Below are 24,521 nucleotides of genomic sequence, written 5' to 3' on the forward strand. Positions count from 1 at the left end.
GGTGCGCTAATTAAACCAACTATATCATAAAATCCGCGAAAACTCAATATAATGCGCGGCTTCCTCATGCCTGGCGATCTCACATATATTGTATTTCCTTCGAGTATATTATATAATTAGGAACACTTAAGATCATTTTGGAGGATCGCTTCATGCATAAAAACTACAAAAAGCTGCCGCCATTTCTAACTGCCGCGCTCTGCGCCATGCTGCTTTGTTCCTGTGCTCCTGCTTTACGGGCTCCACAGCCTACAACTGCTGCCCCTTATGAGGAAGAAAGCAGTGCGGACTACGAACAACTCACAGAAAGCAGTTTAAAAGAACAGCAGCGCTTTGCGGATTTTGAGGAAAATCTGTTTCAGGATGAGATTTCCGCCTCCCGGCTGGACCTGCATTTTCTTTTAAAAAATCCGGAGGCCCGCGGCATTACCGAGACAGACGCGCTGATTGCCCCCATCTCCATGGAAGCTTTTCAGCAGACACGGAAGGACCAGGAAAAACTGCGGAATGAACTTTCCGGTTTCCAGCCTTCTCTGCTGACAGAGGACCAGAAGCTTACACTCCGCATTCTGGAAAGCCTGATGAATACCGAGAAAAAGGGTGAGGGCCTGGAGCTTTACAGCCAGCCGCTGGCGCCAACCATCGGTACCCAGGCGCAGCTTCCCATGCTTCTCTGTGAATACACATTCTACACCCGCCAGGATGCAGAGGACTATTTGAACATCCTGGAATACCTGGATACCTTTTACGGACAGATTCTTTCCTTTGAGCAGGAAAAGGCAAGGGCCGGACTGATGATGAGCAATACCTCCATTGACCATGTCATCGAATCCTGCAAAAGCTACCTGCTGGTTCCGGGCAATAATTTTATGATCGACTCTTTCAAAGAACGGTTACGTGCGCTTCCCGATCTGACGGAGGATGCAAAAAAAGAACTCTGCGCCCGCAACGAGGCTGCTCTGGAGGAACATTTTGTTCCTGCATACAAGCTGCTGATCGATGGTCTGGAAAAGCTAAAGAACACTGGCATCAACGAAAAAGGCATGTGCGGATATCCGGATGGAAAAACCTATTACGAGTATCTTGTATACACAACTACTGGGACCTCGTATCACACCATCGACGAGCTGATGACGGCAACGGCGCAGGAAATTTCCGATAACCTGGAAATTACTTCAAAGCTGTTATCAGAACACCCTGAACTGGAATCCATGCTGGACAGCTACCAGTACCGCCAGACTGAACCCACTGCTATCATGGAAGAATTAAAAGAGCAGACCTTAAAGGACTTTCCTCAGCTTCCGGAATGCAGCTACACCTTAAAGGATGTCCCAAAAGCGCTGGAGCTTTCCTTAAGCCCTGCCTTTTATCTGACTTCACCGATCGATGACAGCTCCCAGAATGTCATCTACATCAACAAAAACCCCATCTATGACAACCAGCCCCTCTACAACACCATTGCCCATGAAGGCTATCCGGGGCATCTGTACCAGACTGTCTGGTTTCACAATCACTGCAGCTCCGACCTGAGAAAAATCTTAAGCTTTTCCGGCTATACCGAGGGCTGGGCCGCTTATGTGGAAGCACTCTCCTACCGGTTAGACAACGGACTGGACCCGCTGCTCGGTGAGCTGCTGGAGGCTAATTCCAAAGCTACCCTCGGCATTCACGCCTACCTGGATCTGGCTGTGAATTACCTGGGCTGGGAACGGAAGGATGTGCAGAAATATCTGGCCTCCTATTTCAGTGATCCGGAATCCGTTGTGGATTCCATGTTTGAAACCATGGTAGATAATCCCGCAAACTACCTTTCTTATTTCATCGGCTCCCTGGAAATCCGCAATATGCGGGAAACTGCTGAACTGCAGCTGGGAGATTCCTTTGATGCCACTGCATTCCACACCTTCCTTCTGGATATGGGAAATGCACCTTTTGATGTGATTCAGTCTTACTTTACCACCTGGCTCATGAACCAGAAGATGAGAAAGTAGCATATCTATCTGCAGACAAAGATCCGCCCGGCAGCCTTCACAGGCTGCCGGGCGGATCTTCTTTTCCTTAGTTTATTTCATGAAGAATTTCTGCAGATCTGCTTCAGTAGTGTCCTCACCGATGGTGATGAGTTCTGTGCCGGTCAGACGTGCAAACATTGCGATATCGTCTCTGGTCAGTGCGGTAGATACGACAGAATGATGAGCGCCGCCTGCGTAGCACCATGCTGCGGTACCGATCTGGAAGTTCGGTTTGTGGCGGTACATGATTCTTGCTACCGGAAGGTTCGGCATCGGTTTCGGCTGTTTTACCAGCTCGATGTCTGCACAGATCAGACGGAAGTGATCGCCCATGTCAACCATGGTTACCTGGATGCCATCGCCGGTCACACCATCGAAGATCAGTCTGGCCGGATCCTCCTTACCACCGATTCCAAGCGGCAGTACATCGATCTCCGGTTTGGTTGCTGCAAATGCCGGCGGAACCTCCAGCATATGGGATGCAAGCTCAAGCTCCTGGCCCTGGGTTAAATCATAGGTATAATCCTCGATAAAGCCTGTAGCACCATCTTTACCCTCAGACATCTTCATAAGAACTGCAGATAACGCAGAGATCTTGTAATCGCCTTCCGGACCAAAGCCAATGCCCTTTGCCATTAAATTCTGAGCTGCGATACCCGGAAGCTGCTTTAATCCGTGCAGATCCTGGAAGGTGTCTGCGAATGCGCCGATACCATTGGCTGCCAGGAATTTCTCCAGACCAATCTCATATTTTGCCTGCTCACGCACAGAGTCGATGCGGTCAGTCTTCATGGTGTACTTGTCGGTATACTCTTTCATCTTTGCATCAATCTCAGCCTCAGTCACTGCATTGATGATATCTACCAGATCACCCAGGGCAAAGTAATTACACTCCCAGCCGTATTTGATCTGGCTCTCTACGCGGTCACCATCGGTTACAGCTACTTCACGCATGTTGTTGCCGAAGGAAGCAACCTTTAAGGACTTAGAGTAGGAAATTGCCTTTGCAACCGATGCGAACTGACGGATTTTTGCAACAACGTCATCATGTTTGTAGTAACCTGCAACCACCTCGTGCGGAATACCGAGTCTTGCTACGATAAAGCCGTACTCACGGTCACCATGAGCAGACTGGTTTAAGTTCATGAAGTCCATATCAATGCTGTCATACGGAAGCTTCTCATTTGCCTGAGTATGCAGGTGCAGAAGCGGTTTTCTCAGCTCCTGAAGGCCTTTGATCCACATTTTGGCCGGGGAAAAGGTATGCATCCAGGTGATCACACCTACGCAGTCGTCATCGCAGGATGCCTGACGCATGGTCTTAATACAGCTCTCAGAGTTGATAATGGTCGGAACCAGCTCCACCTCTGCGATATCTTTTAATTTCTCATTCAGAAATTCTGTCATCTGGCGGCTGTCCTCTGCCACCTGTCTTAAGCACTCGTCTCCATAAAGATCCTGGGAGCCTACTGCAAAGTATAACTTTTTCATGTCAATCTACCTCCTATAAATATGAATGCTCATCTTATATCACGAACCGAGTTTCCATTGTTAAATGAAACCGGAAACTGGTGCGCGTAGTTCTTTTTCTGCCAGTCCGGATCCTCCATCATACGGAGCAGATTCCGGGCTGTAATCCGTCCCAGATTATACTTGGGATGGATTGCTGACAGGATTTTCAGTTCCGCGTTCTGTTCCGGTCCCGCATCGTCAAACGACACCAATGAAAGATCCTCCGGCACACGCAGTCCGCGTTCCTTTAAAAAATCCATATAGAAGCCGGCCACCTCATCGTTGTAGAGGATCATAGCCGTGCAGTCCTTAGTCCGACGGTACATCCGCAGCAGACTTTTTCTGCTTAACTTCTCTTCCATATCCTTGGTGGAATACCACCGGATACAGTCATCGTCAAAATTGATCCCGTAATCTGACAGACATTCGATAAAACCGCGATAGCGCTCAATGCCCTGCATGTCATCATACTTAAAAATCCCTCCAATGCGGCGGTGTCCATTCTGGATCAGCATCCGGGTCAGTTCATAGCCCGCCCGGGCATCCGACATCTCCACACTGTCAAACTGTTCATTCTGATAATGATTGTGGATGAACAGCGTTGGAATATTTCGTTTCCGGATTTCCTTATAAAGACGCAGATTCGGATTGGGAAAGGTGGACCGGGTTCCCTCAATGATAAGCCCGGCCACATTCCGGTTTAAAAATCCCTTTAAGTATAGTTCTTCATCGTTCAACCGGTTTCTGGTTACGGCCACATCGATCTCAAAGCCTTTTTCCCGGAGCACCGATTCAATTCCCGCATAGACCTGCGGAAACAGATAGTCCGAAAAGTAGCTTAAGATCAGCCCAACATGGGGGCGTGCTCCGTCCGCGTCGCTATTTTCATACGATACATAGGTTCCGCTTCCCTTTATCCGGACGATCAGTCCGTCCTTTTCCAGACGATCCAGAGCATTCCGCACCGTCTGTCTGGAATATCCGAACTTTTTCTGAAGGATATGTTCCGATGGGAACTTATCCTGATTCTTGATCACACCGCTGGTGATCAGGGTACGGCCCCAGTTATAAAGCTTCTGGTATTTCAGATTCTGCTGATTCTGACTTCCCACTGTTCTGGGCATATCATCAAACCTCCGATGTAATTCCTTATGCTGTCATTCCCATCGTTTTATTCTTCTCCGTTTTCAGGCCTGCTATTTGATTACCTGCAGGGACTGACGGTCTGCAAATACTGCTACGAATACCAGGAAGACTACACCCTGGATCAGCTGCATGAGCTGTGTAGTAAAGCCCATCATGGTCAGTCCGCTGTTTAATACGATGTAAAGCAGAGAACCTACGATGATGTTTTCAAAGCGTACCTTTGCGCCGCCGGAGATTGGCATACCGCCAAGTACCAGTGCGATCAGGATCTGGGTCTCTAACTGGTTACCGCCGGAAGAAGTAACAGAACCAACTTTGATAACGTTGATAAACGCTGCAAAACCGGTAATTGCACCAGCTAAAACGTAGATCCAGAACTTCATGCGGTCGGTGCGGATACCAGAGAACATTGCAGCCTTCTCACCTGCACCGATAGCCTTTAAGTAAGTGCCGAACTTCGTGAAGCGGAACAATACAAATCCAATAACCAGAATCAGTACGGTACACGCAATCTTTAATCCGGTGCTGTCAAAGTTGATCAGCTTTGCAGAACCTGCAACCGGCGCGTTGGTGGTCAGATACTTGATAAATCCACGGAACAGGAACATGGTACAGATCGTAACAATAAAGGATTTGATCTTGCGGTATACATAGAAGTAACCGTTGATTGCTCCGATCACTGCGCCTGCCACGATACCGCCCACAATTGCAAGCGGAATGCTGGTCTTGGAAAGCATACATACTACGATGGATGCAATACCCAGGATAGAGCCCTGAGAGAAATCCAGGCCACCCATGGTCATGATAAAGAATACACCGGTTGCTGCGATCATAGTCACATATACCTGTGACAGTACCAGCGGCAGGTTCTTCATCATTCGGAAATTCGTGAGTACATTAAACAGTAAGAAAATGATAATCAGTCCCGCGATCGGAAGCAGGGCACGGATCATCGACATTTTTGATATTTTTTTGAGCTGCTGCTCCTTCTGGTCTGTGTTTGTCTTAACTTGATTCTCCATTGCTGCCTCCTTATACCATCATCGTAATCAGGCTGTTCTCATCGAGGGCCTCATTACGCTCCAGCTCTCCGCTGGTCCTGCCATCCTTCATGATCATGATGCGGTCGCACATACCAATGAGCTCCATTAACTCCTCGGAAATCATGATGATGGACTTGCCATTCTTTCTCATCTGGTTCATTAACTGATAGATATCCTGTTTTACCTTGATATCGATGCCTCGGGTCGGACTGTCTAATACAACGATGTCAGAGTCTTTACCGATCCATCTTGCCAGAACAACCTTCTGTTTATTACCGCCGGAAAGGTCGGATACAAACTGGTCTACGTTGACCATCTTAACGGACATCTGCTTTGCATATTTGTTTGCAAACTCTTTTAACTTCTTGTCGCTTAACAGATGGCTCTTACCGGCCAGGCTGTCTAAGGACGGAAGGCAGATATTATCACCGATACTCTGGTTTAACACAACAGACTCATTATCACGGTCTTTGGACGTGTAAGCAATGCTGTGTTTAATGGCAGTCGGAATATCATTGATCTGGGTTCCATCTGCCAGTTCTACGATACCGGTACGGTCATAGGAAGCGCCGAAAATAGCTTTTCCGATTTCATGCATACCGGACTCGGACAGACCGCCAAAGCCAAGGATCTCACCCTTGTGCAGGTCAAAGCTTACATCGTGGATCAGGCCTGGAACAGATACATTCTTTACAGAAAGAACCACCTCATCAGAAACCTTCTCTCCGTAATCGGAACGATAATAGTCACCGGTTACCTCACGGCCAACCATGAGACGCTTTAAGTCATCCTCTGTTACGTCTTTGCTCTTTACAGTGTCAATGTAAACACCGTCACGCATGATCGTGATGGTATCAGACTTGTCCAGAATCTCCGGAAGATCATGGGAAATGAAGATGATAGAGTTGCCGCTTTCACGGATCCGGTTCATGTGCTTGTACAGCTCTTCACGTCCCTCCTGAGAAAGAGCGGTGGTGGTCTCATCGATGACTACGATCTTCGGATCAAAGTAGGTTGCCTTTACGATTTCAATCAGCTTACGGTCCTCAAAGTTATACTCATCAATAATGTCTGCTGCCTTGATACGCTCAAAGCCATATTTCTTTAAGAGCTCCGTTGCCTTCTTGTTCATGGCATTGGTGTTCTTGATTCCCATATGTACGAACTGGTCCTCATGGCCCAGGAAGATATTCTCTGCCACAGTCAGGCCAGACAGGGTACCAAGCTCCTGCACGATAATGGAGACACCCTCGTTATTTGCCTCAACCTGGTTTTTCGGATGGATCTCTTTTCCATCCAGTACGAAGGTACCGCTTCCGATGCTGTAGATACCGGTCAACATGTTGGTCAGGGTTGATTTACCGGAACCATTCTCACCGATCAACGCATGTACCTCGCCTTTGTTTACGTTAAATGAAACATTCTGAACCGCCTTCGTGATACCGAAGGACTTGCAAAGATTTTTTACCTCTAACCTTACTTCGCTCATTGCATTTCCTCCCTATGATCTACTTGACGATCTCGCCTTTTGTTACTTTGGTGGTTACCGTAATGATGATCAGCAGCGCAAGGCCGGTGATAACATCCTGGATTGCGGTCGGAGCACCCATGGCGATGAATCCGAAGAAGATGATGTTGATGACAAACTCACCGATCACAATTGCCTGTAACGGCATACCGTATTTCTTGAATGCAAGTCCAAAGAAGCAGCCCATGGTCGGAACGAAGTTACGGCTCATGGAGGCCATTCCGGTTACTGCTACCATGGAAGAACCATAGCTGATGGTCAGGACTGCCATGACGCCAAGGAAGGCGCCACTTAAGATGAATGCCAGAACCTTGTATTTATCTACGTTGATACCCATGTTCTTGGCTACAAACTCGTTGCTGCCGATCGCGTAGGTGTATGTACCGATCTTGGTGTAATTTAAAAAGATGTACGCAACCACGCATGCTAACACTGCCAGGATAATGTTGCCCGGCATCTGGCCAAAGGCACGCAGGTTAGACGGAAGCGTCTGCTCCACACCGCCTGCGATATAGTTCGCAACAGACTCATAAATCAGCGCAAGACCCGTGGTTACGATCATAGACGGAATGTGAAGCTTAACATAGAAAACGCCGTTCAACAGACCAACGATGGAACCGGTCACGATACTTCCGATGATGAGTCCGGCATAGCCCATTCCGAATCTTGATGCGAACACGCAGCCAACGATTGCGGAAAGCATGATGTTTGCACCAATAGAGAAATCAAACATTCCCATAACCATAACGAAATAGAAGCCAACTGCACCGACTGTGGCAATCAGGCTGGCCTGGAAATAGCTCAGCATGTTAGCCGGTGAACCAAAGTTGCTAGGTGTCAGGATCTTAAAGATCAGCCAGGAAAGCACTACCAGACCAAACAGGATCAGATAGCCCTTCACAGTTCCCGAAAGTTTTTTCTTTCCGGGTGTGTCAACAACAGGAGTACCCATATTTTTTACCTCGTTCTTATTTCATACTAAGACATGACGGCCGGCATCGCCGCGCGATACCGGCCGTCTCAAGCTACTCAGCCCAAATCATCTTTTGTAAATTATTTACCAGCTCTTGCTGCTGCGTCTTCGATGGAGATCTTAGCTGCTGCCTCTTTCAGGCCCTCAAGATCCAGCTCAGACATCTCAACCAGTTCCTCATCGGTGTAAGGAAGCTGATCTACGAAGTACTGCTCGTAAGCTTTGTAGTCATCTGCGGAAGATACATACAGGTACGGGAACGGAACATCCTCGAACTTGCCTTCGAATCCGCTGTAGTTGCCCTTGATTGCGTTGTATACCATCATGAAAGCAATAAGCGGGTCGCAGTAATGTCCGCCGGACTGGCCAGCCATGGAACCATTCTCCAGTCTCTCTCCAAGATCCGGAAGGAAGTCGGTGGAAACAATGTCGATATCCTGAACTTTGCCTGCACGCTCAACTGCTGCGATAGCGCCCTGAAGCGGATCACCGCCGCCGCCTGCCGGGATCAGTGCGTCAAGAGTCGGATCTGCTGACATCAGAGCCTCTGCTGCCTTGGAACCACCCTCAGAAGAAGTACCAGCGTACTGCGGCTCAGACAGCTTAGCCTGATCATCCGGATGCTCTTTGTTCCAGTTCTCAACGCCAGCTTTGTAGCCTTCCCATCTGCCTAACCAGGTAGCATCACCCTGCTCCCAGCCGATCAGACCGATGTTTCTGTCACCCTTGTCCAGAAGAATCTGAACCAGCTTCTCGCCGTTCTCCGGCTCATTCTCATGAACTGCTCCGATGTAGTACGGAGACTGGGTTGCCATGTCGTAGATATCTGCGCTGTTATCCTTGCTGATCACACGGAAGAACTGTGCCAGATAAACCTTATTGTCATTTGCAGTCTTGATTGCAGAAGTCATCTCAGTATCAGAAGAGTTACAGATAATGATGCCCTGGCATCCTGCTGCAGCAAGCTGCTCTACAGAAGCGGTAACCTTCTCAGATACATGGCCCTGGTCAACATACTGAACCTGTACACCTAAAGCCTTTGCCGCCTCATCCAGGATCAGTTTACACTGGGAACCAAGAACATCGGTAGAAGACCAGATGGAAACACCGATCTTGATATCCTTGTTGTCGATACCGGAAGCTGCTGCCTCGGTGGTCTCTGCGCCGCCCTCTGCCTTGGAGTCAGCTGCCGGGGCTGCTGTGGTTGCGCTGGATGCTGCACCACCGCCGCATGCGGTCAGGCTTGCCAGCATCGCTGCTGCTGTCACGGTTGCCGTTGCTTTTTTGAAGACTTTCTTCATTTTGATTCCTCCCAACATGTTTTTAATTGTTTTCAACAACTATCATGGCTTTATTATACGTTTTGACAGCAAATTGCGCAACACAATACAAGGTATTTTTTATCAAAAGTTGTACTTTTTCTTATGCAAAATCATCTAAAAATTGTCATAATATCCGATATTTTTTATCATCATCATACATGTTGCATCATTTTTCGTCGGTATCTTGCATCGTATTTTGTGTATTTCTGTCAATACACGTGTGAATCCTTTAACGTTCCAGATTCTTTCTAAATACAACTTTGAATTGTTTGGAAAGCTGTATGGTTTTAGATATCTGAACAATCAGCTCAAAAAAAGGAGACCGGCATTGCACGCTGTGCTGCCGGTCTCCGGTTTATTTTCTGTATTACTTTCCCGCATCTGCAAAGCTCAGGCCCTCTGCCAGAGTCTGTCCCCCTGCCTTGATGGTGATGGTTTCTGTATCCATGTTCTCGCAGAAGGTGTTTGCCACTGCCTGAAGAACCCTTTCCTGATTTTCAGACGGGAACTGACTTAACTCCAGGGTTGCTTTCTCTGCCATGGTAGTATCCGCGGTCATACCCGGACCTGCCTCCTGACTTGCAGCACTTCCCTCGGTGGTGAAGCTGACTGCCTTGGTTCCGTCATCCAGCACTCCGTACTGAACAAGAAGATCTACCAGGCTCTGCGCGTCCAGAGTCTCTACTGAATCCATGCTTCCCCCTATCTTGCTTCCATCTTCGCTGACACTGTATATACATACCATCTTAAGATCCGGTGCATCCTGATCAACCGGTCTGCCAGTCACCACACCCGGACCTGCATCTGCAGTAGACTCAACTACATCTTCCTGCTGCGGTTCTTTCACCTCGCCGGTTTTATTCTTCTCGGTGGTCGGGGTACATGCTGCTAATGATAAGATCATCATGGCTCCCAGTAAGCCCATGACTAATTTCTTCATAATGATAAAGCCTCCTTGTATATCTTGTGTGTTATGCTTTCGCCTTGCGAAACCAGATATTCAGTTTTGCAAGGGCTTTGACAAGGCTCTCGGTCTCGTCGGGAGTCAGACCCTGTAAAATTGCCTCAATCATATCGTGGTGGAACTGTTCGTGATGTTCATAGGCATGCCTTCCTTTTTCGGACAACGAAATATAGACTACACGCCGGTCTTCTTTTCCTCGTTCCCGGGTCACGTAGCCCTTCTTTACCAGACTGTTCATGGCTATGGTCAGGGTTCCCACCGTCACAGACAGCTCTTTGGCAATCATAGACATATTCTTGGGTTCTCCTGTGCCAATGGCCTGGATCACATGCACATCGTTATTTGTAATATCCTGGAATTCCTGTGTGATGATGGCCTGCTCCTCTAAGTCCATCACATCACGAAACAGCTTTACCAGGGCATCGTTTAATGTCGCGTAAGTATCCACTTTTCTCCCTCACTGCACACGAAGCCTGTCGCTCCGCTCTTGATTATACATGATTTGACCACTTTCGACAACCGAGTTTTTCTTACGAGATTGTGAAAGATTTGTGATTTTTGTTACAAACTTCCAGGCTTTGTGATTTTCTTCCATCACTTTCCTGTAATCCAGATACTGGCCGCGATCCCGGCCACCGTAGCGATCAGTGCCCCGGGCACGGTATAACGGGTGCGGCGCACCTGTACACTGCCAAAATAAATACTGAGGCAATAAAAGACCGTCTCTGTGCTGCTCATCAGGACCGATGCCGCCATGCCAACGTGGCTGTCCGGCCCGTACTGTCGAAACAGATCCAGCAAAAGCCCGGTGGCTGCCGAGCTGGAAACCAGACGTACCAGGGTGATGGGTACCAGTTCCCGCGGAATATGCAAAAATCCCGCGGTCCTTGCACATACACCGGTCACTGCATCCAGAAGTCCGGAGGCCCGGACTACTCCCACCGCCGCAATCAGACCAATCAGGGTCGGCAAAATGTCTGCCACAGTTTTCATACCATTTTTTGCGCCATCCAGAAAATCATTAAATATCGGACGGCGCGAAATCAGGCCGAAAGCAATCACATAGCTGATGACAAAGGGAAGAAGGATTTTGGAAAGCCACAGAATCATAAATGAGCTGCCCTCCTGTTTTTCCAGTCCATAACCTTACAGAAAATCACCGCCGCCAGCGTGGAAATGGCCGTAGCCGCCAGCGCAGGTCCCAGCACCGCCTCCGGCTGTCTGGATCCGTACTGGCTCCGGTAAGCAACCAGCGTCACCGGAATCAGCTGCAGGGACGAAATATTCAGTATCATAAACGTACACATGGATGGGGTGGCCACGGGCTCCTCATCCCGGGCCGTCGGGATGTCCTTCGCCATCTCCTGCATGGCCTTTAACCCCGCAGGTGTAGCCGCCATGCCAAGTCCAAGCATATTAGCAATGATATTCACCGCAATCGGTTCCCTGGCCGGATGATCCCTCTCAAGTTCCGGAAACAAAAAATCCAGTACGGGTGCCATACAGCCGGTAAGCCATCTCACCAGTCCTGCCCGGCTTCCGATTTCCATAATTCCACACCAGAACGACAGAATTCCGAGCATGGTAAGACCCAGGCTCACGGATTCTTTTGCAGAGTCCAGAAGAGCCTGGGTCACTTCGTTCCATGTTCCATTACATGCGCCCCAAAGCATTCCGGCCAAGAGCATTCCGCCCCACAGATAATTCAGCAATACCGGTCACTTCCTGTTCTGATCATGCTGCCGTGCCGGATCATACGAGCCGTGCGCAGCATCATTTGCTTTCAATCTATGGGAGTTTCAACTCCTTTATGCCATACCGGAAACACTTTTCTTTTGCCATACAGCGTTTTCGCCTTTTATACAGTCAGGCTGTGTACCACAGGCTCCTCCTATTACACTGTTCCAACCAGATCCTGCACCACAGCCTCCACCGTCTCGATCTTATCGGCACGGTAAGCATTACTGCCGCAGAACAGCAGGGCATCATTCAGCGCTCCCTCTGCCGCATTGGACAGAGCTTTGGTAATGCAGTACGGGATATTAGCCGGATCACAATGCTCCAGACACTGGTAACAGTGGCTGATCTTTGCTTTTTCCCCACGCTCTTTCATGGCCGTAATCTTCTCCAGGAACGGATTTACAATGGCACGCCCAGGCATGCCTACCGGACTCTGGGTGATGACAATATCTTCTGCCTTCGCGTTGATGTAGGCCTGCTTGTAGCTCTCCGGTGCGTCACACTCCTCAGTGGTGACAAAACGGGTTGCCACCTGCACGGCGTCCGCGCCAAGCTCCATGGCATGCTCCACATCCTCCCGGGTGTAAATGCCGCCTGCGATGGCTACCGGAATATGTTTCTGGTACTTCTCCTCAAACTGTTTTACCACCTTCATGATACTGCGGATTTCTTCATCATACAGATCCTGATGGTAGGTATGCGGCACATCCTTTGTGTCTGCGCCGTAGCGGCTCAAATCCTCTCTGGAAAAGCCAAGATGGCCACCCGCCAGCGGCCCCTCGATCACCAGAAGATCCGGAATGCGCTTATACTTGCGGTCCCACATTTTGCAGATCACCATAGCGGATTTTGCGGTGGACACAATAGGTGCTATTTTCGTCTTAGCCCCTTCCACAAGCTCCGGCAGGGACACCGGAAGTCCGGCTCCTGAAATAATAATATCCGCTCCGGCCTTCACGGCCTCCTTCACATACTGTGCGTAGTTGCGGGTTGCCACCATAATATTAAATCCGATAATACCCTTCGGCGCGATCTCCCGTGCTTTCTTCAGTTCCTCACCAATGGCACGCAGATTTGCCTCCATTGGTGCCTTTAAAAACTCCGGATCCTTAAATCCGATCTGCGCGGTGGAAATGATACCAATACCACCTGCTTTCGCTACCGCTCCTGCCAGGGAGTGAAGGCTGATGCCTACTCCCATTCCCCCCTGAATGATGGGATATTTTGCTGTAAGATCACCGATTTTTAATGCTTTCATTATACTCATATGCTTCTCCTTAAGCCGGAAGCGGCAAACTCTGGCTTATGGACTCTTACGACTTTCCGTACCAGCCTGCCACTGCAGCCATTTACATATTCCGGAATCTCTGGTAACGGGACTCGCGGATTTCTTCCTTGGTTTTACCTCCATACCGCTCAAAAAATGCGGTCATGCTCTGTCTGATATGGTCTGCCAGTAACGGCATGGTTTCAATGGAAGCCGGTTCCGGCTCCGGGATCACATGCTCGATCAGGCCGCGCTCATAAAGATCTGCTGCCGTAATCTTCATAACCCTGGCTGCATCCGGAGCCTTCTTGCTGTCCTTCCACAGGATGGATGCAAAGCCCTCCGGAGAAAGGATGGAATAAATGGCATTTTCCAGCATCCATACTTCATTGGCCACCGCCATAGCCAGTGCACCGCCGCTTCCGCCTTCTCCGATCACGATTGAAAGGACCGGAACGGTCAATGCCGCCATCTCAAAAAGGTTGCGGGCAATGGCTTCACCCTGTCCGCGCTCCTCAGCCTCAATGCCGCAGAACGCGCCAGGTGTATCTACAAAACAGATCACCGGTCTGCCAAAGATCTCTGCCTGCTTCATCAGGCGCAGCGCCTTGCGGTATCCGTCCGGAGACGGCATGCCAAAATTCCGATGAATATTTTCCTTGGTAGTGCGGCCCTTCTGCTGGCCGATCACCGTTACCGGCATACCGCGGAAAGTGGCAATGCCACCAATGATGGCTCCATCATCGCTGAAATAACGGTCACCATGGAATTCCATAAAATCATCAAACAGCGCGTGAATGTAATCCATTGCCACCGGACGGGCTGCGCTTCTGGAAAGCTGCACGGTATCCCAGGCATTTTTTCCACTCTTTTTCTGTTTTTCCAGATAGTTTTCCACAGACTCTGCAGGTTCTGCCTGCACATGCTGTGGATTCACAGTCATTTCCTGTTTCTTGTGCATCCGCAAAATATCTGCCAGAACATCCCTCTGGTTTTCCCGGTCTACGATCTTATCTACAAAACCGTGTTCCAGTAAGAACTCTGCTCTCTGGAAGCCCTCCGGAAGCTTCTGGCCAATGGTCTGCTGAATGACACGCGGCCCTGCAAATCCAATCAGAGCATTGGGTTCTGCCAGGATGATATCGCCTAACATGGCAAAGCTTGCTGTCACGCCCCCCGTAGTCGGATCTGTCAGGACGCTGACAAAAAGCTGTCCTGCCTCATGATGCTTTTCCAGTGCAGCAGAAGTTTTGGCCATCTGCATCAGGGAAACAATGCCCTCCTGCATTCTCGCGCCGCCTGAGCAGGCAAAAATAATGACAGGAAGTTTTTCCTCGGTAGCACGCTCAACCATGCGGGTAATCTTCTCGCCCACCACATGTCCCATACTGCTCATAATGAACCGGGCATCACAGATACCAATGGCAGTCTCAAAGCCTTTGATGGTTCCCTTTCCGGTTACGATAGCTTCCTGAAGTCCGGTCTTTTCCTGTGCTGCCTGGACCTTCTTCTCGTATCCCGGGAAATCTAATGGATTGGAAAACTCCATTTCCTTATTCCATTCTTCAAAGCTGCCCTCATCCAGCAGCATCTCAATGCGGCGGTATGCATGCACACGGAAATATCCGCCGCACTTAGGACAGACATACAGATTGTTGCGCACATCTTCCACATAGATCGGCTGACCGCACTTATTACACTTTCTCCAGAGTCCCTCTGGGATGTTCGGCTCTTCTTCGCTCTTAGCCTTACGGTGAGTGTCAATCATGGTATATGTCTTTTTGAACATATTTTTAAACATACAGGATTCTCCTTAATAGGCGTAAGACACAGGAAAAAACTTCCCTGTGCCTTATTACATTACTTACAGTATTCCGGGAACTGATCCGGGATAAATCCGGTATCAATTTTATGACCGTCCTGATAAACCGGATTGCTTAAGATTTCAAACTGAAAATCCAGGTTGGTATCGATGCCTTCAATAATCAGCTCGCCCAGCGCACTTCTCATCTTCGCAATAGCCTCTGCACGGTCTTTTCCGTGTACGATCAGCTTCATCAGCATGGAATCATAGTTGGCCGGAACCTTATACTCATTGTAAATGTGTGTGTCCACACGGACTCCGTTGCCTCCCGGGATATGAATGTTGGTTATCTTTCCCGGACACGGCATGAAATTCTTTGCCGGATTCTCTGCGTTGATGCGGCACTCAATAGCATGACCCTGGATATGGATATCCCTCTGGGTCACACTTAATTTCTCTCCTGCTGCCACACGGATCTGTTCTTTGATCAGATCCAGACCGCTTACCAGCTCCGTTACCGGATGCTCCACCTGGATCCGGGTGTTCATCTCCATGAAGTAGAAGTTTTTGTTTTTATCTAACAGAAACTCGATGGTTCCCGCATTTTCATAGCCAACGGCCTTTGCCGCCTTTACAGCAGTCTCGCCCATCTTTTTGCGAAGCTCCTCCGAGATTGCGATGGACGGAGACTCCTCCAGCACCTTCTGGTGGCGCCGCTGAATGGAGCAGTCACGCTCGCCTAAGTGAACAACATTGCCGTACTTATCCGCCATGATCTGGAACTCAATATGACGCGGGTTCTCTACGAAACGCTCCAGGTACATGGTGTCATCGGAAAAGCCCTTCACGGACTCCATCTGCGCATTCTGGAAGTTGGCTTCAAAGTCTTCCTCACTCCAGGAAACGCGCATACCCTTACCGCCACCGCCGGAGGAGGCCTTGATCATAACAGGAAAACCAATCTCCTTTGCCATCTTCAGAGCCTCTTCTACTGTGTAAACCGGCTCCTTGCTGCCCGGAACCACCGGAACTCCGGCCTCCACCATGGTCTTTCTGGCTGCGGATTTATTGCCCATTTTATTGATGATCTCCGCAGACGGACCAATGAACGCGATGCTGCACTTCTGGCACAGCTCCGCAAAGCGCGCGTTTTCTGAAAGGAATCCGAATCCCGGATGAATAGCTTCTGCCTTCATGGCTACGGTAGCTGCCAGAATACGCTCCATATTCAGGTAACTCTGATTTGACGGTGCCGGTCCGATACAGATGGCCTCATCTGCCAGAAGGGTGTGCAGACTATCGCGGTCTGCCTCCGAGTAGACTGCCACAGTCTTAATTCCCATCTCGCGGCAGGCCCGGATAATTCTTACCGCAATCTCGCCGCGGTTCGCGATTAAGATTTTATCAAACATTCCCGTACCTCAACTCTGCGTTTCCGCGGCCTTACTGGATCGCAAAGGTCAGCTCTGCTGATACCGCGATCTTTCCTTCTGCATTGGTCGCAACAGCCTTGCCAACACCGATCGGGCCTTTGCGCTTAATAATTTCGCACTCCAGCTTCAGACGGTCTCCCGGCAGTACCATCTGTTTGAATTTTGCGTTATTGATGGAACCGAAAAACGCGGTCTTGCCCTTATTCTCCGGCAGGCTTAAGATAGCTACCGCCCCAACCTGTGCCAACGCCTCGATCATCAGCACTCCCGGCATAACCGGCTGTCCCGGAAAATGGCCGTTGAACTGCGGCTCATTAAAGGTAATGGATTTGTAGCCAACCGCACGTACGCCCGGCTCCAGCTCATCGATAAAATCAATCAGCAGAAACGGATGTCTGTGCGGAATGATCTCCTGGATTTCTTTGATTCCCAGTCTCATAATATACCTCCTATCGGATGCGGAACAGCGGCTGTCCGTACTCTACCACATCTTCGTTGTTCACCAGGACTGCCTCTACTACACCGTCATATTCACTCTCGATCTCGTTCATCAGCTTCATGGCCTCAATGATACCAAGAACCTGACCTTTCTTTACGGTATCGCCTTCTTTTACGAATGCCTCTGCCTCCGGAGAAGCGGAAGAATAGAAGGTTCCTACAAGCGGAGAAGTCACAACCTTATCAGAACCAATATCCAGGCTACTCTCCTTTTTCTCTTCATCTGCCTTTTCCGGTGCCTCAGATACCGCAGCCGGAGCGGCTGCCATCTGCATCGGCATTGTGCCCATCATCGGAGCGGCCGGCTGGGAAATCACAACCGGAGCAACCGGAGCCTGCGCTACATTTTTCTTCTTCTTTTTCTTGAGCACCAGCTTCTGGTCACCCTCTTCATATACAAAACTGGTCAGGCCATTATCAGAAACAGCCTGGATCAGTGTTACGATCTCATCAATCGTCATGGTCTACCTCCTGAAGCTTTACGCCTCGAATTTCTTTACCAACAGGGTTGCATTGTGTCCGCCAAAGCCCAGGGAATTGGAGATTGCACAGTTTACATCCATCTGCACGCCCTCACCCTTACAGTAATCCAGATCGCACTCCGGATCATCCTTCTCCAGGCCTGCGGTTGCGTGGACATATCCCTCCTGAATGGACTTTACACAGGTGATAAACTCCACACCGCCTGCTGCGCCTAAAAGATGTCCGATCATGGACTTGGTAGAGTTGATCTTAGTCTTGTATGCATGATCACCGAGCACGATCTTGATGGCCTTGGTCTCAAATAAATCGTTATGATGAGTACTGGTGCCATGCGCGTTGATGTAATCTACATCCTCCGGCTTCATGCCTGCATCTGCGATAGCCATCTCCATGGCTTTTGCCGCACCGCTTCCGTCCTCAGCCGGAGAAGTGATGTGGTAAGCGTCACCGGTTGCACCATAGCCGGCCAGCTCAGCATAAATCTTGGCACCTCTTGCCTGCGCGTGCTCTAAAGACTCTAATACAACGACACCTGCACCCTCACCCATGATAAAACCGCTGCGCTCTGCATCAAACGGAATCGATGCCCGGGCCGGATCATCTGTGGTGTTCAATGCAGTCAGGGAGGTAAATCCAGCCACGCCGATCGGAGTGATGCTTGCCTCTGCGCCGCCTGCTACCATCACGTCGGCATCACCATACTGGATGGTACGGAATGCCTCACCAATGGAGTGGGTACCGGTTGCACACGCGGTTACTACATTGATGCATTTGCCCTTCATGCCAAACTGGATGGAAACGTTTCCTGCTGCCATATTGCTGATCATCAGCGGAACCAGAAGCGGATTTACACGGCCCGGTCCTTTTTCCAGAAGCTTTTTGTACTCACGCTCAACGGACTGCAGGCTTCCGATACCGGAACCAATGCTTACGCCCACACGGAACGGATCTTCCTGGCTCATATCAAGATCTGCATCCTCAACAGCCTGTCTGGTTGCAGCTACTGCGAACTGGCAGAACTGCTCCATTCTCTTTGCTGCCTTCGGATCCATGAACTGCTTCGGATCGAAATCCTTAACCTCTGCTGCCAGCTTTGCCTTGTAATCTGTCGTGTCAAAATAGGTGATCGGTGCAATACCGACTTTCTTTTCTTTTAAACCATTCCAGAATTCTTCTACGCTATTGCCGATCGGGGTGATGGCACCCATGCCGGTTACTACTACTCGTCTGCTCATATCTGTTCTCCTGTGATTTTTCTTTCAACACATGCGGCGCTATCTTCAGATCTGACTTTGTCACCGCCGTTTGCATGCTTACGTTACATGGCCATTCCGCCGTCTACACAGATAACCTGTCCTGTAATGTACTTTGCTTCGTCAGATGCTAAAAATGCTACCAGATTTGCTACATCCGCAGTCTCGCCAAATGCTCGCATTGGAATCTGTGCACTGATATTTTCCTTGATAGTATCAGACAGCACCTCGGTCATATCGGTCTTGATAAATCCCGGGGCCACTGCATTGCAGGTGATGCCGCGGCTTGCCATCTCTCTTGCCACTGCCTTGGTCATGCCGATCACGCCCGCCTTGGAAGCACTGTAATTTACCTGTCCTGCATTTCCCATGACGCCGGATACAGAAGAAATATTTACAATATGTCCGCTCTTCTGCTTTAACATCTGACGGGAAATGTGCTTGATGCAATTGAAAGCGCCCTTTAAGTTGGTATTTAACACTGCATCAAAATCTTCCTCGCTCATCTTCATCAGCAGATTGTCCCGGGTAATCCCGGCGTTGTTCACCAGAATATCCACACGGCCGTAGGTCTTTACCACATATGCCATCATCTCAGCTGCCTTGTCATAGTCCGACACGTTGCACTGCAGGGCCTCAGCCTTTCCACCCAGTGCCTCGATCTCTTTTACCGTCTCCTCAGCCTTTTCTGCAGAACCGTTATAATTAACAACAACGGTTGCTCCCTTTGCTGCCAGAGTCTTTGCGATTTCTTTGCCGATGCCGCGGCTCGCGCCGGTCACCACTGCGATTTTTCCAGTTAACATTTATTTCAGTTCCTCCACGACTTTCGCCACGTCATCCAGTTTCTCTATATTAAGAACCTTTACGGTTCTGTCGATCTTTCTCATAAATCCGCTCAGGGTTTTTCCCGGTCCGATTTCCACGAAGGTATCCACGCCGTCAGCCAGCATGGTGCGGACACTCTGCTCCCATCTGACAGAGGAAGAAACCTGCTTTGTCAGAAGCGGTTTTACCTCTGCCGCATCAGTTACATACTGCGCAGTCACATTGGCTACATACGGGATCTGCGGGGTATGCACCTCCACCTGCTCCAGTACCTCGCCAAGCTTCTCGCCTGCACCGGTCAGCATGCGGGAATGGAACGGTCCGCTTACATTTAACATGATGGTGCGCTTTGCACCGGCTTCCTTTAACTTTTCACAGGCAGTTTCCACTGCCTCTTTTTTTCCGGAAATCACAATCTGTCCCGGGCAGTTATAATTTGCGATCTGCACGCCTTCAATATCTGCGATCGTCTCCTCTATAACAGCCGCATCCATAGCCAGAACAGCCGCCATAGCGCCCTGCCCTGCCGGAACGGCCTGTTGCATCAGGATTCCTCTCTGTCTCACGGTTGCAATAGCATCTTTCTCGCTTATAACACCGGCAGCATAGAGTGCGCAATATTCACCCAGGCTTAAGCCCGCAGTCACATCCGGCTTTACCCCCTGTGCTTCCAATACCTTTGTCATGGCAATGCTGGTGGTCACCATCGCTGCCTGGGTATACTCAGTGATATCCAGACGGTCATTCTCCGTAAAGCAAAGCTCCGGAACGGAGAATCCCAGGATATCGGTTGCCAGGTCGAAGGTTTCTTTTCCTTCCTTTGTCTGCTCATAGAAATCCTGTCCCATGCCGCATACCTGCGCGCCCTGTCCCGGGTAAATAAATGCGATCTTACTCATCACTCTTGCTCCTTTTTCTCTCTTACTTGCGGCCCAGAAGTGTCTCTGCCTGTGCCATCATCTCATCAATCATTTCCTTGCAGGTCTGCTCTTTGGAAACCATTCCTGCAATCTGTCCTGCCATCACGGTTCCGTTGGTAACATCACCTTCCTGAACTGCCTTGCGAAGCGTTCCGAGGGTCAGGTACTCCAGCTCCTCAAAGCTCTTGCCCTCATTTTCCAGCTTCACATACTCTCTGGTCATCTGATTTCTTAAGCAGCGTACCGGATGTCCGTGGGTGCGGCCGGTTACGGTAGAATCAATATCTTTTGCCTTTAAGACACGGTCTTTGTAATTCTGGTGTACGGTGCATTCCTTTGCAACCAGGAAGCGGGTTCCCATCTGAACTGCCTCTGCACCCAGCATGAATGCTGCAGCAATGCCGCGTCCGTCACCGATACCGCCTGCCGCGATAACCGGAATGGAAACAGCGTCCACAACCTGTGGAACCAGGGTCATGGTAGTTGCTTCACCGATGTGTCCGCCGGACTCAGTTCCCTCTGCCACAACAGCGTCTGCGCCGTAGCGCTCCATTCTCTTTGCAAGAGCTACGGAAGCTACAACCGGGATTACCTTAATGCCTGCTGCCTTCCACATCTCCATATATTTTTCCGGGTTTCCGGCACCGGTGGTTACAACCTTTACGCCTTCCTCCACGATCACCTTGGCCACCTCATCTGCGTACGGGCTCATCAGCATAACGTTTACGCCAAATGGCTTGTCGGTCACCGCCTTTACCTCACGGATGTAATTGCGGATTACCTCTGCCGGAGCGTTTGCTCCGCCGATCAGGCCCAGGCCGCCTGCCGCAGATACTGCCGCTGCCAGATGGCTCTCTGCCACCCATGCCATACCGCCCTGAATGATCGGATATTCAATGCCTAAGAGTTCTGTAATTCTCGTTTTCATCTGACTCCTCCAACTTCCTGCTTTCCATCAGGCTTGTGCTCAGAACTTGTGTTCCAGACGCAAGCCTGATGTGCTGTCTAAAAAAGGGTGCAGGGCTTACGCCTCTACACCTTTCTCCTTCAGGTAATTCATAACATCGCCAACAGTCAGCAGGTTCTGCAGATCATCAGATGGGATCTCTACAGAGTACTCATCCTCCAGGGCCATAACCAACTCAAACAGATCCAGGGAGTCAGCACCTAAATCCTCTTTAAAGGAAGAAGCCTCGGTGATGCTGTCTGCATCTACGCTTAACTGGTCTGCAATGATTTCTTTCATTTTCTCTAACATAATTTTGATCTCCTTTGATATGAAATATTTTCTTTTATAATTTGAAGGAAGCGGCGTTTCATCCGCATTCCATACTACCAGGTTAACAGGACAGCTCCCCAGGTAAGGCCGCCTCCAAAGCCTGCCAGCACCAGTTTGTCACCCCGGCTTAGCTTTCCTTCCCGGTTTAACTGGTCTAACAGGATCGGCACTGTAGCGCCGGAAGTGTTTCCATACTTGTCAATGTTCATCGGCACCTTGTCAAGAGGCTGCTTTAACCGCTTGGCTACTGCCTCGCAGATCCGGTAATTAGCCTGGTGCAGGACAAAATACTTAATAGCCCCAATCTCTGTTTTGCTCTCGGAAAGCACCTGGTTAATGCATTCCGGAACCTTCTTTACCGCAAACTTGAATACCTCCTGCCCATTCATATAGATATATCCCAACTCCGGAGTTTTCCCGTTCAGGAAATTTCCCTCACTGCGGGCCAGACAGGAAAGCACCATGCCTCTGGCTCCATCAGAACCCATAACTGTATGAATAATGCCGTCTTTTTCATCTGCCTGAATGACTGCCGCTCCGGCACCATCTCCAAATAAAACACAGGTTGCCCTGTCACTCCAGTCAGTCAGCTTACTCAGACAATCCGCGCCGATGATGAGCCCAGTCCGATATACACCGGCCTGGATAAACGCCTGGGCGGTGCTGAGCGCGATTTCAAATCCGGAACATGCCGCGCTGATATCAAACGCCATAGCATGAACCGCTCCGATGGCCGCCTGCACTTCACAGGCTCCGTTCGGGAAACAGTGATCCGGTGAGGATGTCGCAAGCAAAATAAAATCAACTTCCTCTGCCGATACGTTTGCGTTCTTTAGGGCACGCTCTGCCGCTCTGGCGGCCAGCACACTGGTGCCTTCCGTCTCCGCGATACGGCGCTCATGGATTCCTGTGCGGGTGACGATCCACTCGTCACTGGTCTCTACAACCTCTGCCAATTCTTCATTCGTCACAATCCGTTCCGGAACATAAGAACCGGTTCCAATAATTCTGCCTGTCATGCTCGTACCTGTTTCCTCTTCAAATTCGTGCTAAACTCTGTCATAACCATCTGAATTTTATTTTTATTTTCGAATGTTTTGATATTCAAAGTATTTTGACGTTTTTATCTTATAGAATAAAAAGAGTTTTGTCAAGCAATATTCCCAACAAAACTCTTCTGTAAGCCAATCTTTTATTTTGTTTCGATCTGCTCATCTTTTAAAAGACGCATCATCAAAACCACCACATGCTTGCGGTCCTTGTTCAGTGCCTCCCATTCGCATACCGGAAAATCTTTGGCGGTATGCTCTTCCGGGGTGTCTTCTACCAAGCTTAAAAATTCCGAACATTTCATGCCAAACGCTTTGCTGATCTTTGTCAATGTGTCAATGCTGACGGTACTCCGCTTGTTAAACATAGTTGTCAGAGTTGACTGTTTGATTCCACTTAACTGAGAAAGCCGGTATCGGCTGTAACCCCTCTGCTTCATCAACTCTTCGATTTTCGCCAGCAGCCTTTCGTTTTCCATGATGTCATATCTCCTTCTCCTTTGAATACCTCTATCTTATTGGATTTCAGAGACATGCCATAGATTTAATATTTTGATAATATAAGGCGAGATTTTGGCATATTTTGCCAGTCAGTTATTGTTCTTTCTGCTCTGTCAGCATGCGGTACACGTCCCTCTTTGCGATTCCACGGTCCTTCGCCACCAGCTTCATGGCCTCTTTCCGGTCAATGCCCTGGTTTAAATAGAGATCCATATGCTCCTCCAGGCTCATCTCATCCCAGGATTTCTGCTGCTCCGCTTTCAGTTCGCCAATGCTCTTTCCCTCAATGACAATAACGCACTCCCCTTTTGGTTCTTCGATTTCATAGCGTTCCAGCGCCTCTGCAAAGGTAGTCCGGTAAGCTTCCTCATATTTTTTCGTCAGTTCCCGGCAAATGGTAATGCAGCGGTCTGCTCCCAGTGCATCAGAAAGCTCCTGCAGCGTCCGTACCAGATGATGAGGCGCCTCATACACGATCATCGTGCGGGTTTCCGTCTTTAACTCCTCCAGGATCCACTGACGCTCCTTTTTATCAACCGGCAGAAAGGCCTCAAAACAAAACCGCCTTGTCGCCAGGCCGGATATAGTCAGCGCTGTAATACAGGCTGCCGGTCCCGGAAGGGATGTCACCTCAATGCCTGCTTCATAGCACTGTTTCACCAGTTCCTCTCCCGGATCAGAAATACCCGGCGTACCAGCATCGGTCACCAGCGCAATGTTCACGCCCTGGCGCATCTGCTCCACCAGATACCGTGCCTTATCAATCTTGTTGTATTCATGATAGCTCGTCATCGGAGTCTTTATCCCGAAATGGTTCAGCAGCTTAATACTGTGTCTGGTATCCTCTGCCGCAATCAGGTCTGCTTCCTTTAAAGTATTAAGTACCCGCAGGGTAATATCATCCAGATTACCGATGGGTGTCGCGCAAAGATATAATTTCCCTGCTGCTTTTGCCTGCTCCGCCAT

The 24,521-nt window shown here is 49.5% G+C and carries 24 protein-coding genes; 1 reads left to right on the forward strand and 23 read right to left on the reverse strand.

Annotated elements, in window-relative coordinates:
- Nucleotides 1-152 precede the first annotated feature (152 nt).
- Nucleotides 153-1,991, forward strand: a complete 1,839-nt coding sequence (locus DW819_RS11560) for a DUF885 domain-containing protein (RefSeq protein ID WP_118733422.1) — start codon at nucleotides 153-155, stop codon at nucleotides 1,989-1,991.
- Nucleotides 1,992-2,063: 72 nt separating this feature from the next.
- On the opposite strand, the gene araA is transcribed toward DW819_RS11560, so the two are convergent.
- The 23 genes from araA to rsmI form a co-directional block, all read right to left on the reverse strand.
- Nucleotides 2,064-3,503 (reverse strand): L-arabinose isomerase, encoded by a 1,440-nt coding sequence (gene araA / locus DW819_RS11565; RefSeq protein WP_118733423.1) that lies wholly within the window; start codon nucleotides 3,501-3,503, stop codon nucleotides 2,064-2,066.
- Between the two features lie 29 nt (nucleotides 3,504-3,532).
- On the reverse strand, nucleotides 3,533-4,648 hold the full coding sequence (locus DW819_RS11570; protein WP_118733424.1) for a GntR family transcriptional regulator: 1,116 nt from the start codon (nucleotides 4,646-4,648) through the stop codon (nucleotides 3,533-3,535).
- 72 nt (nucleotides 4,649-4,720) lie between these two features.
- Nucleotides 4,721-5,692, reverse strand: a complete 972-nt coding sequence (locus DW819_RS11575) for an ABC transporter permease (protein WP_118733425.1) — start codon at nucleotides 5,690-5,692, stop codon at nucleotides 4,721-4,723.
- Between the two features lie 10 nt (nucleotides 5,693-5,702).
- The gene (locus tag DW819_RS11580) at nucleotides 5,703-7,202 is read right to left on the reverse strand and encodes a sugar ABC transporter ATP-binding protein (protein ID WP_118544132.1); all 1,500 of its coding nucleotides are present in this window, start codon (nucleotides 7,200-7,202) and stop codon (nucleotides 5,703-5,705) included.
- A gap of 19 nt (nucleotides 7,203-7,221) precedes the next feature.
- Nucleotides 7,222-8,193, reverse strand: a complete 972-nt coding sequence (locus DW819_RS11585) for an ABC transporter permease (RefSeq protein ID WP_118708687.1) — start codon at nucleotides 8,191-8,193, stop codon at nucleotides 7,222-7,224.
- A 101-nt stretch (nucleotides 8,194-8,294) separates the two neighbouring features.
- The gene (locus DW819_RS11590; RefSeq protein WP_118733426.1) at nucleotides 8,295-9,515 is read right to left on the reverse strand and encodes a sugar ABC transporter substrate-binding protein; all 1,221 of its coding nucleotides are present in this window, start codon (nucleotides 9,513-9,515) and stop codon (nucleotides 8,295-8,297) included.
- A 388-nt stretch (nucleotides 9,516-9,903) separates the two neighbouring features.
- The gene (locus tag DW819_RS11595; RefSeq protein WP_118733427.1) at nucleotides 9,904-10,476 is read right to left on the reverse strand and encodes a GerMN domain-containing protein; all 573 of its coding nucleotides are present in this window, start codon (nucleotides 10,474-10,476) and stop codon (nucleotides 9,904-9,906) included.
- 31 nt (nucleotides 10,477-10,507) lie between these two features.
- Complete coding sequence (locus DW819_RS11600) at nucleotides 10,508-10,948, reverse strand: MarR family transcriptional regulator (RefSeq protein ID WP_243025824.1); 441 nt, start codon at nucleotides 10,946-10,948, stop codon at nucleotides 10,508-10,510.
- Nucleotides 10,949-11,094: 146 nt separating this feature from the next.
- Nucleotides 11,095-11,610 carry a spore maturation protein gene (locus tag DW819_RS11605; RefSeq protein ID WP_118733428.1) on the reverse strand — a complete coding sequence of 172 codons (516 nt, stop codon included), beginning with the start codon at nucleotides 11,608-11,610 and terminating at the stop codon, nucleotides 11,095-11,097.
- Nucleotides 11,607-12,212 (reverse strand): nucleoside recognition domain-containing protein, encoded by a 606-nt coding sequence (locus tag DW819_RS11610; RefSeq protein ID WP_118733429.1) that lies wholly within the window; start codon nucleotides 12,210-12,212, stop codon nucleotides 11,607-11,609. The genes DW819_RS11605 and DW819_RS11610 overlap by 4 nt, the downstream gene beginning before the upstream one ends.
- Before the next feature lie 182 nt (nucleotides 12,213-12,394).
- On the reverse strand, nucleotides 12,395-13,507 hold the full coding sequence (locus tag DW819_RS11615; RefSeq protein ID WP_118733430.1) for a nitronate monooxygenase family protein: 1,113 nt from the start codon (nucleotides 13,505-13,507) through the stop codon (nucleotides 12,395-12,397).
- 82 nt (nucleotides 13,508-13,589) lie between these two features.
- The gene (locus DW819_RS11620; RefSeq protein ID WP_118733431.1) at nucleotides 13,590-15,308 is read right to left on the reverse strand and encodes an acetyl-CoA carboxylase carboxyltransferase subunit alpha; all 1,719 of its coding nucleotides are present in this window, start codon (nucleotides 15,306-15,308) and stop codon (nucleotides 13,590-13,592) included.
- Between the two features lie 59 nt (nucleotides 15,309-15,367).
- Entirely contained in the window at nucleotides 15,368-16,723 is a 1,356-nt protein-coding gene (locus DW819_RS11625; protein WP_118733432.1) for an acetyl-CoA carboxylase biotin carboxylase subunit, read from the reverse strand.
- A gap of 31 nt (nucleotides 16,724-16,754) precedes the next feature.
- Nucleotides 16,755-17,183, reverse strand: a complete 429-nt coding sequence (gene fabZ / locus DW819_RS11630) for a 3-hydroxyacyl-ACP dehydratase FabZ (RefSeq protein WP_118533704.1) — start codon at nucleotides 17,181-17,183, stop codon at nucleotides 16,755-16,757.
- 10 nt (nucleotides 17,184-17,193) lie between these two features.
- On the reverse strand, nucleotides 17,194-17,703 hold the full coding sequence (gene accB / locus DW819_RS11635) for an acetyl-CoA carboxylase biotin carboxyl carrier protein (protein ID WP_118733433.1): 510 nt from the start codon (nucleotides 17,701-17,703) through the stop codon (nucleotides 17,194-17,196).
- An 18-nt stretch (nucleotides 17,704-17,721) separates the two neighbouring features.
- Entirely contained in the window at nucleotides 17,722-18,960 is a 1,239-nt protein-coding gene (gene fabF, locus DW819_RS11640) for a beta-ketoacyl-ACP synthase II (RefSeq protein ID WP_118733434.1), read from the reverse strand.
- Nucleotides 18,961-19,043: 83 nt separating this feature from the next.
- Nucleotides 19,044-19,784 (reverse strand): 3-oxoacyl-[acyl-carrier-protein] reductase, encoded by a 741-nt coding sequence (gene fabG, locus DW819_RS11645; protein WP_118733435.1) that lies wholly within the window; start codon nucleotides 19,782-19,784, stop codon nucleotides 19,044-19,046.
- On the reverse strand, nucleotides 19,785-20,705 hold the full coding sequence (gene fabD / locus DW819_RS11650) for an ACP S-malonyltransferase (protein WP_118733436.1): 921 nt from the start codon (nucleotides 20,703-20,705) through the stop codon (nucleotides 19,785-19,787).
- A gap of 22 nt (nucleotides 20,706-20,727) precedes the next feature.
- On the reverse strand, nucleotides 20,728-21,654 hold the full coding sequence (gene fabK / locus DW819_RS11655; RefSeq protein WP_118533699.1) for an enoyl-[acyl-carrier-protein] reductase FabK: 927 nt from the start codon (nucleotides 21,652-21,654) through the stop codon (nucleotides 20,728-20,730).
- A gap of 96 nt (nucleotides 21,655-21,750) precedes the next feature.
- A complete protein-coding gene (gene acpP / locus DW819_RS11660) occupies nucleotides 21,751-21,984 on the reverse strand; it encodes an acyl carrier protein (RefSeq protein ID WP_118533698.1) in 234 nt (77 codons plus the stop codon).
- A gap of 74 nt (nucleotides 21,985-22,058) precedes the next feature.
- Complete coding sequence (locus DW819_RS11665; RefSeq protein ID WP_118733437.1) at nucleotides 22,059-23,024, reverse strand: beta-ketoacyl-ACP synthase III; 966 nt, start codon at nucleotides 23,022-23,024, stop codon at nucleotides 22,059-22,061.
- A 173-nt stretch (nucleotides 23,025-23,197) separates the two neighbouring features.
- Nucleotides 23,198-23,533 (reverse strand): helix-turn-helix transcriptional regulator, encoded by a 336-nt coding sequence (locus DW819_RS11670; protein WP_118733438.1) that lies wholly within the window; start codon nucleotides 23,531-23,533, stop codon nucleotides 23,198-23,200.
- A gap of 115 nt (nucleotides 23,534-23,648) precedes the next feature.
- A complete protein-coding gene (gene rsmI, locus DW819_RS11675) occupies nucleotides 23,649-24,521 on the reverse strand; it encodes a 16S rRNA (cytidine(1402)-2'-O)-methyltransferase (RefSeq protein ID WP_118733439.1) in 873 nt (290 codons plus the stop codon).

The sequence above is a fragment of the Clostridium sp. AM33-3 genome, assembly GCF_003480315.1.
Lineage (GTDB): Bacteria > Bacillota > Clostridia > Lachnospirales > Lachnospiraceae > Brotaphodocola.

Coding starts and splice junctions, on each gene's coding strand:
- fabF (WP_118733434.1), bottom strand. CDS start 18,960: ATGAGCAGACGAGTAGTAGTAACCGGCATGGGTGCCATCACCCCGATC.
- DW819_RS11590 (WP_118733426.1), bottom strand. CDS start 9,515: ATGAAGAAAGTCTTCAAAAAAGCAACGGCAACCGTGACAGCAGCAGCG.
- DW819_RS11625 (WP_118733432.1), bottom strand. CDS start 16,723: ATGTTTGATAAAATCTTAATCGCGAACCGCGGCGAGATTGCGGTAAGA.
- DW819_RS11570 (WP_118733424.1), bottom strand. CDS start 4,648: ATGCCCAGAACAGTGGGAAGTCAGAATCAGCAGAATCTGAAATACCAG.
- DW819_RS11580 (WP_118544132.1), bottom strand. CDS start 7,202: ATGAGCGAAGTAAGGTTAGAGGTAAAAAATCTTTGCAAGTCCTTCGGT.
- DW819_RS11585 (WP_118708687.1), bottom strand. CDS start 8,193: ATGGGTACTCCTGTTGTTGACACACCCGGAAAGAAAAAACTTTCGGGA.
- fabK (WP_118533699.1), bottom strand. CDS start 21,654: ATGAAAACGAGAATTACAGAACTCTTAGGCATTGAATATCCGATCATT.
- acpP (WP_118533698.1), bottom strand. CDS start 21,984: ATGTTAGAGAAAATGAAAGAAATCATTGCAGACCAGTTAAGCGTAGAT.
- DW819_RS11595 (WP_118733427.1), bottom strand. CDS start 10,476: ATGAAGAAATTAGTCATGGGCTTACTGGGAGCCATGATGATCTTATCA.
- DW819_RS11665 (WP_118733437.1), bottom strand. CDS start 23,024: ATGACAGGCAGAATTATTGGAACCGGTTCTTATGTTCCGGAACGGATT.
- fabD (WP_118733436.1), bottom strand. CDS start 20,705: ATGAGTAAGATCGCATTTATTTACCCGGGACAGGGCGCGCAGGTATGC.
- DW819_RS11615 (WP_118733430.1), bottom strand. CDS start 13,507: ATGAGTATAATGAAAGCATTAAAAATCGGTGATCTTACAGCAAAATAT.
- rsmI (WP_118733439.1), bottom strand. CDS start 24,521: ATGGCGGAGCAGGCAAAAGCAGCAGGGAAATTATATCTTTGCGCGACA.
- fabG (WP_118733435.1), bottom strand. CDS start 19,784: ATGTTAACTGGAAAAATCGCAGTGGTGACCGGCGCGAGCCGCGGCATC.
- fabZ (WP_118533704.1), bottom strand. CDS start 17,183: ATGAGACTGGGAATCAAAGAAATCCAGGAGATCATTCCGCACAGACAT.
- accB (WP_118733433.1), bottom strand. CDS start 17,703: ATGACGATTGATGAGATCGTAACACTGATCCAGGCTGTTTCTGATAAT.
- DW819_RS11560 (WP_118733422.1), top strand. CDS start 153: ATGCATAAAAACTACAAAAAGCTGCCGCCATTTCTAACTGCCGCGCTC.
- DW819_RS11670 (WP_118733438.1), bottom strand. CDS start 23,533: ATGGAAAACGAAAGGCTGCTGGCGAAAATCGAAGAGTTGATGAAGCAG.
- DW819_RS11605 (WP_118733428.1), bottom strand. CDS start 11,610: ATGATTCTGTGGCTTTCCAAAATCCTTCTTCCCTTTGTCATCAGCTAT.
- DW819_RS11620 (WP_118733431.1), bottom strand. CDS start 15,308: ATGTTTAAAAATATGTTCAAAAAGACATATACCATGATTGACACTCAC.
- araA (WP_118733423.1), bottom strand. CDS start 3,503: ATGAAAAAGTTATACTTTGCAGTAGGCTCCCAGGATCTTTATGGAGAC.
- DW819_RS11575 (WP_118733425.1), bottom strand. CDS start 5,692: ATGGAGAATCAAGTTAAGACAAACACAGACCAGAAGGAGCAGCAGCTC.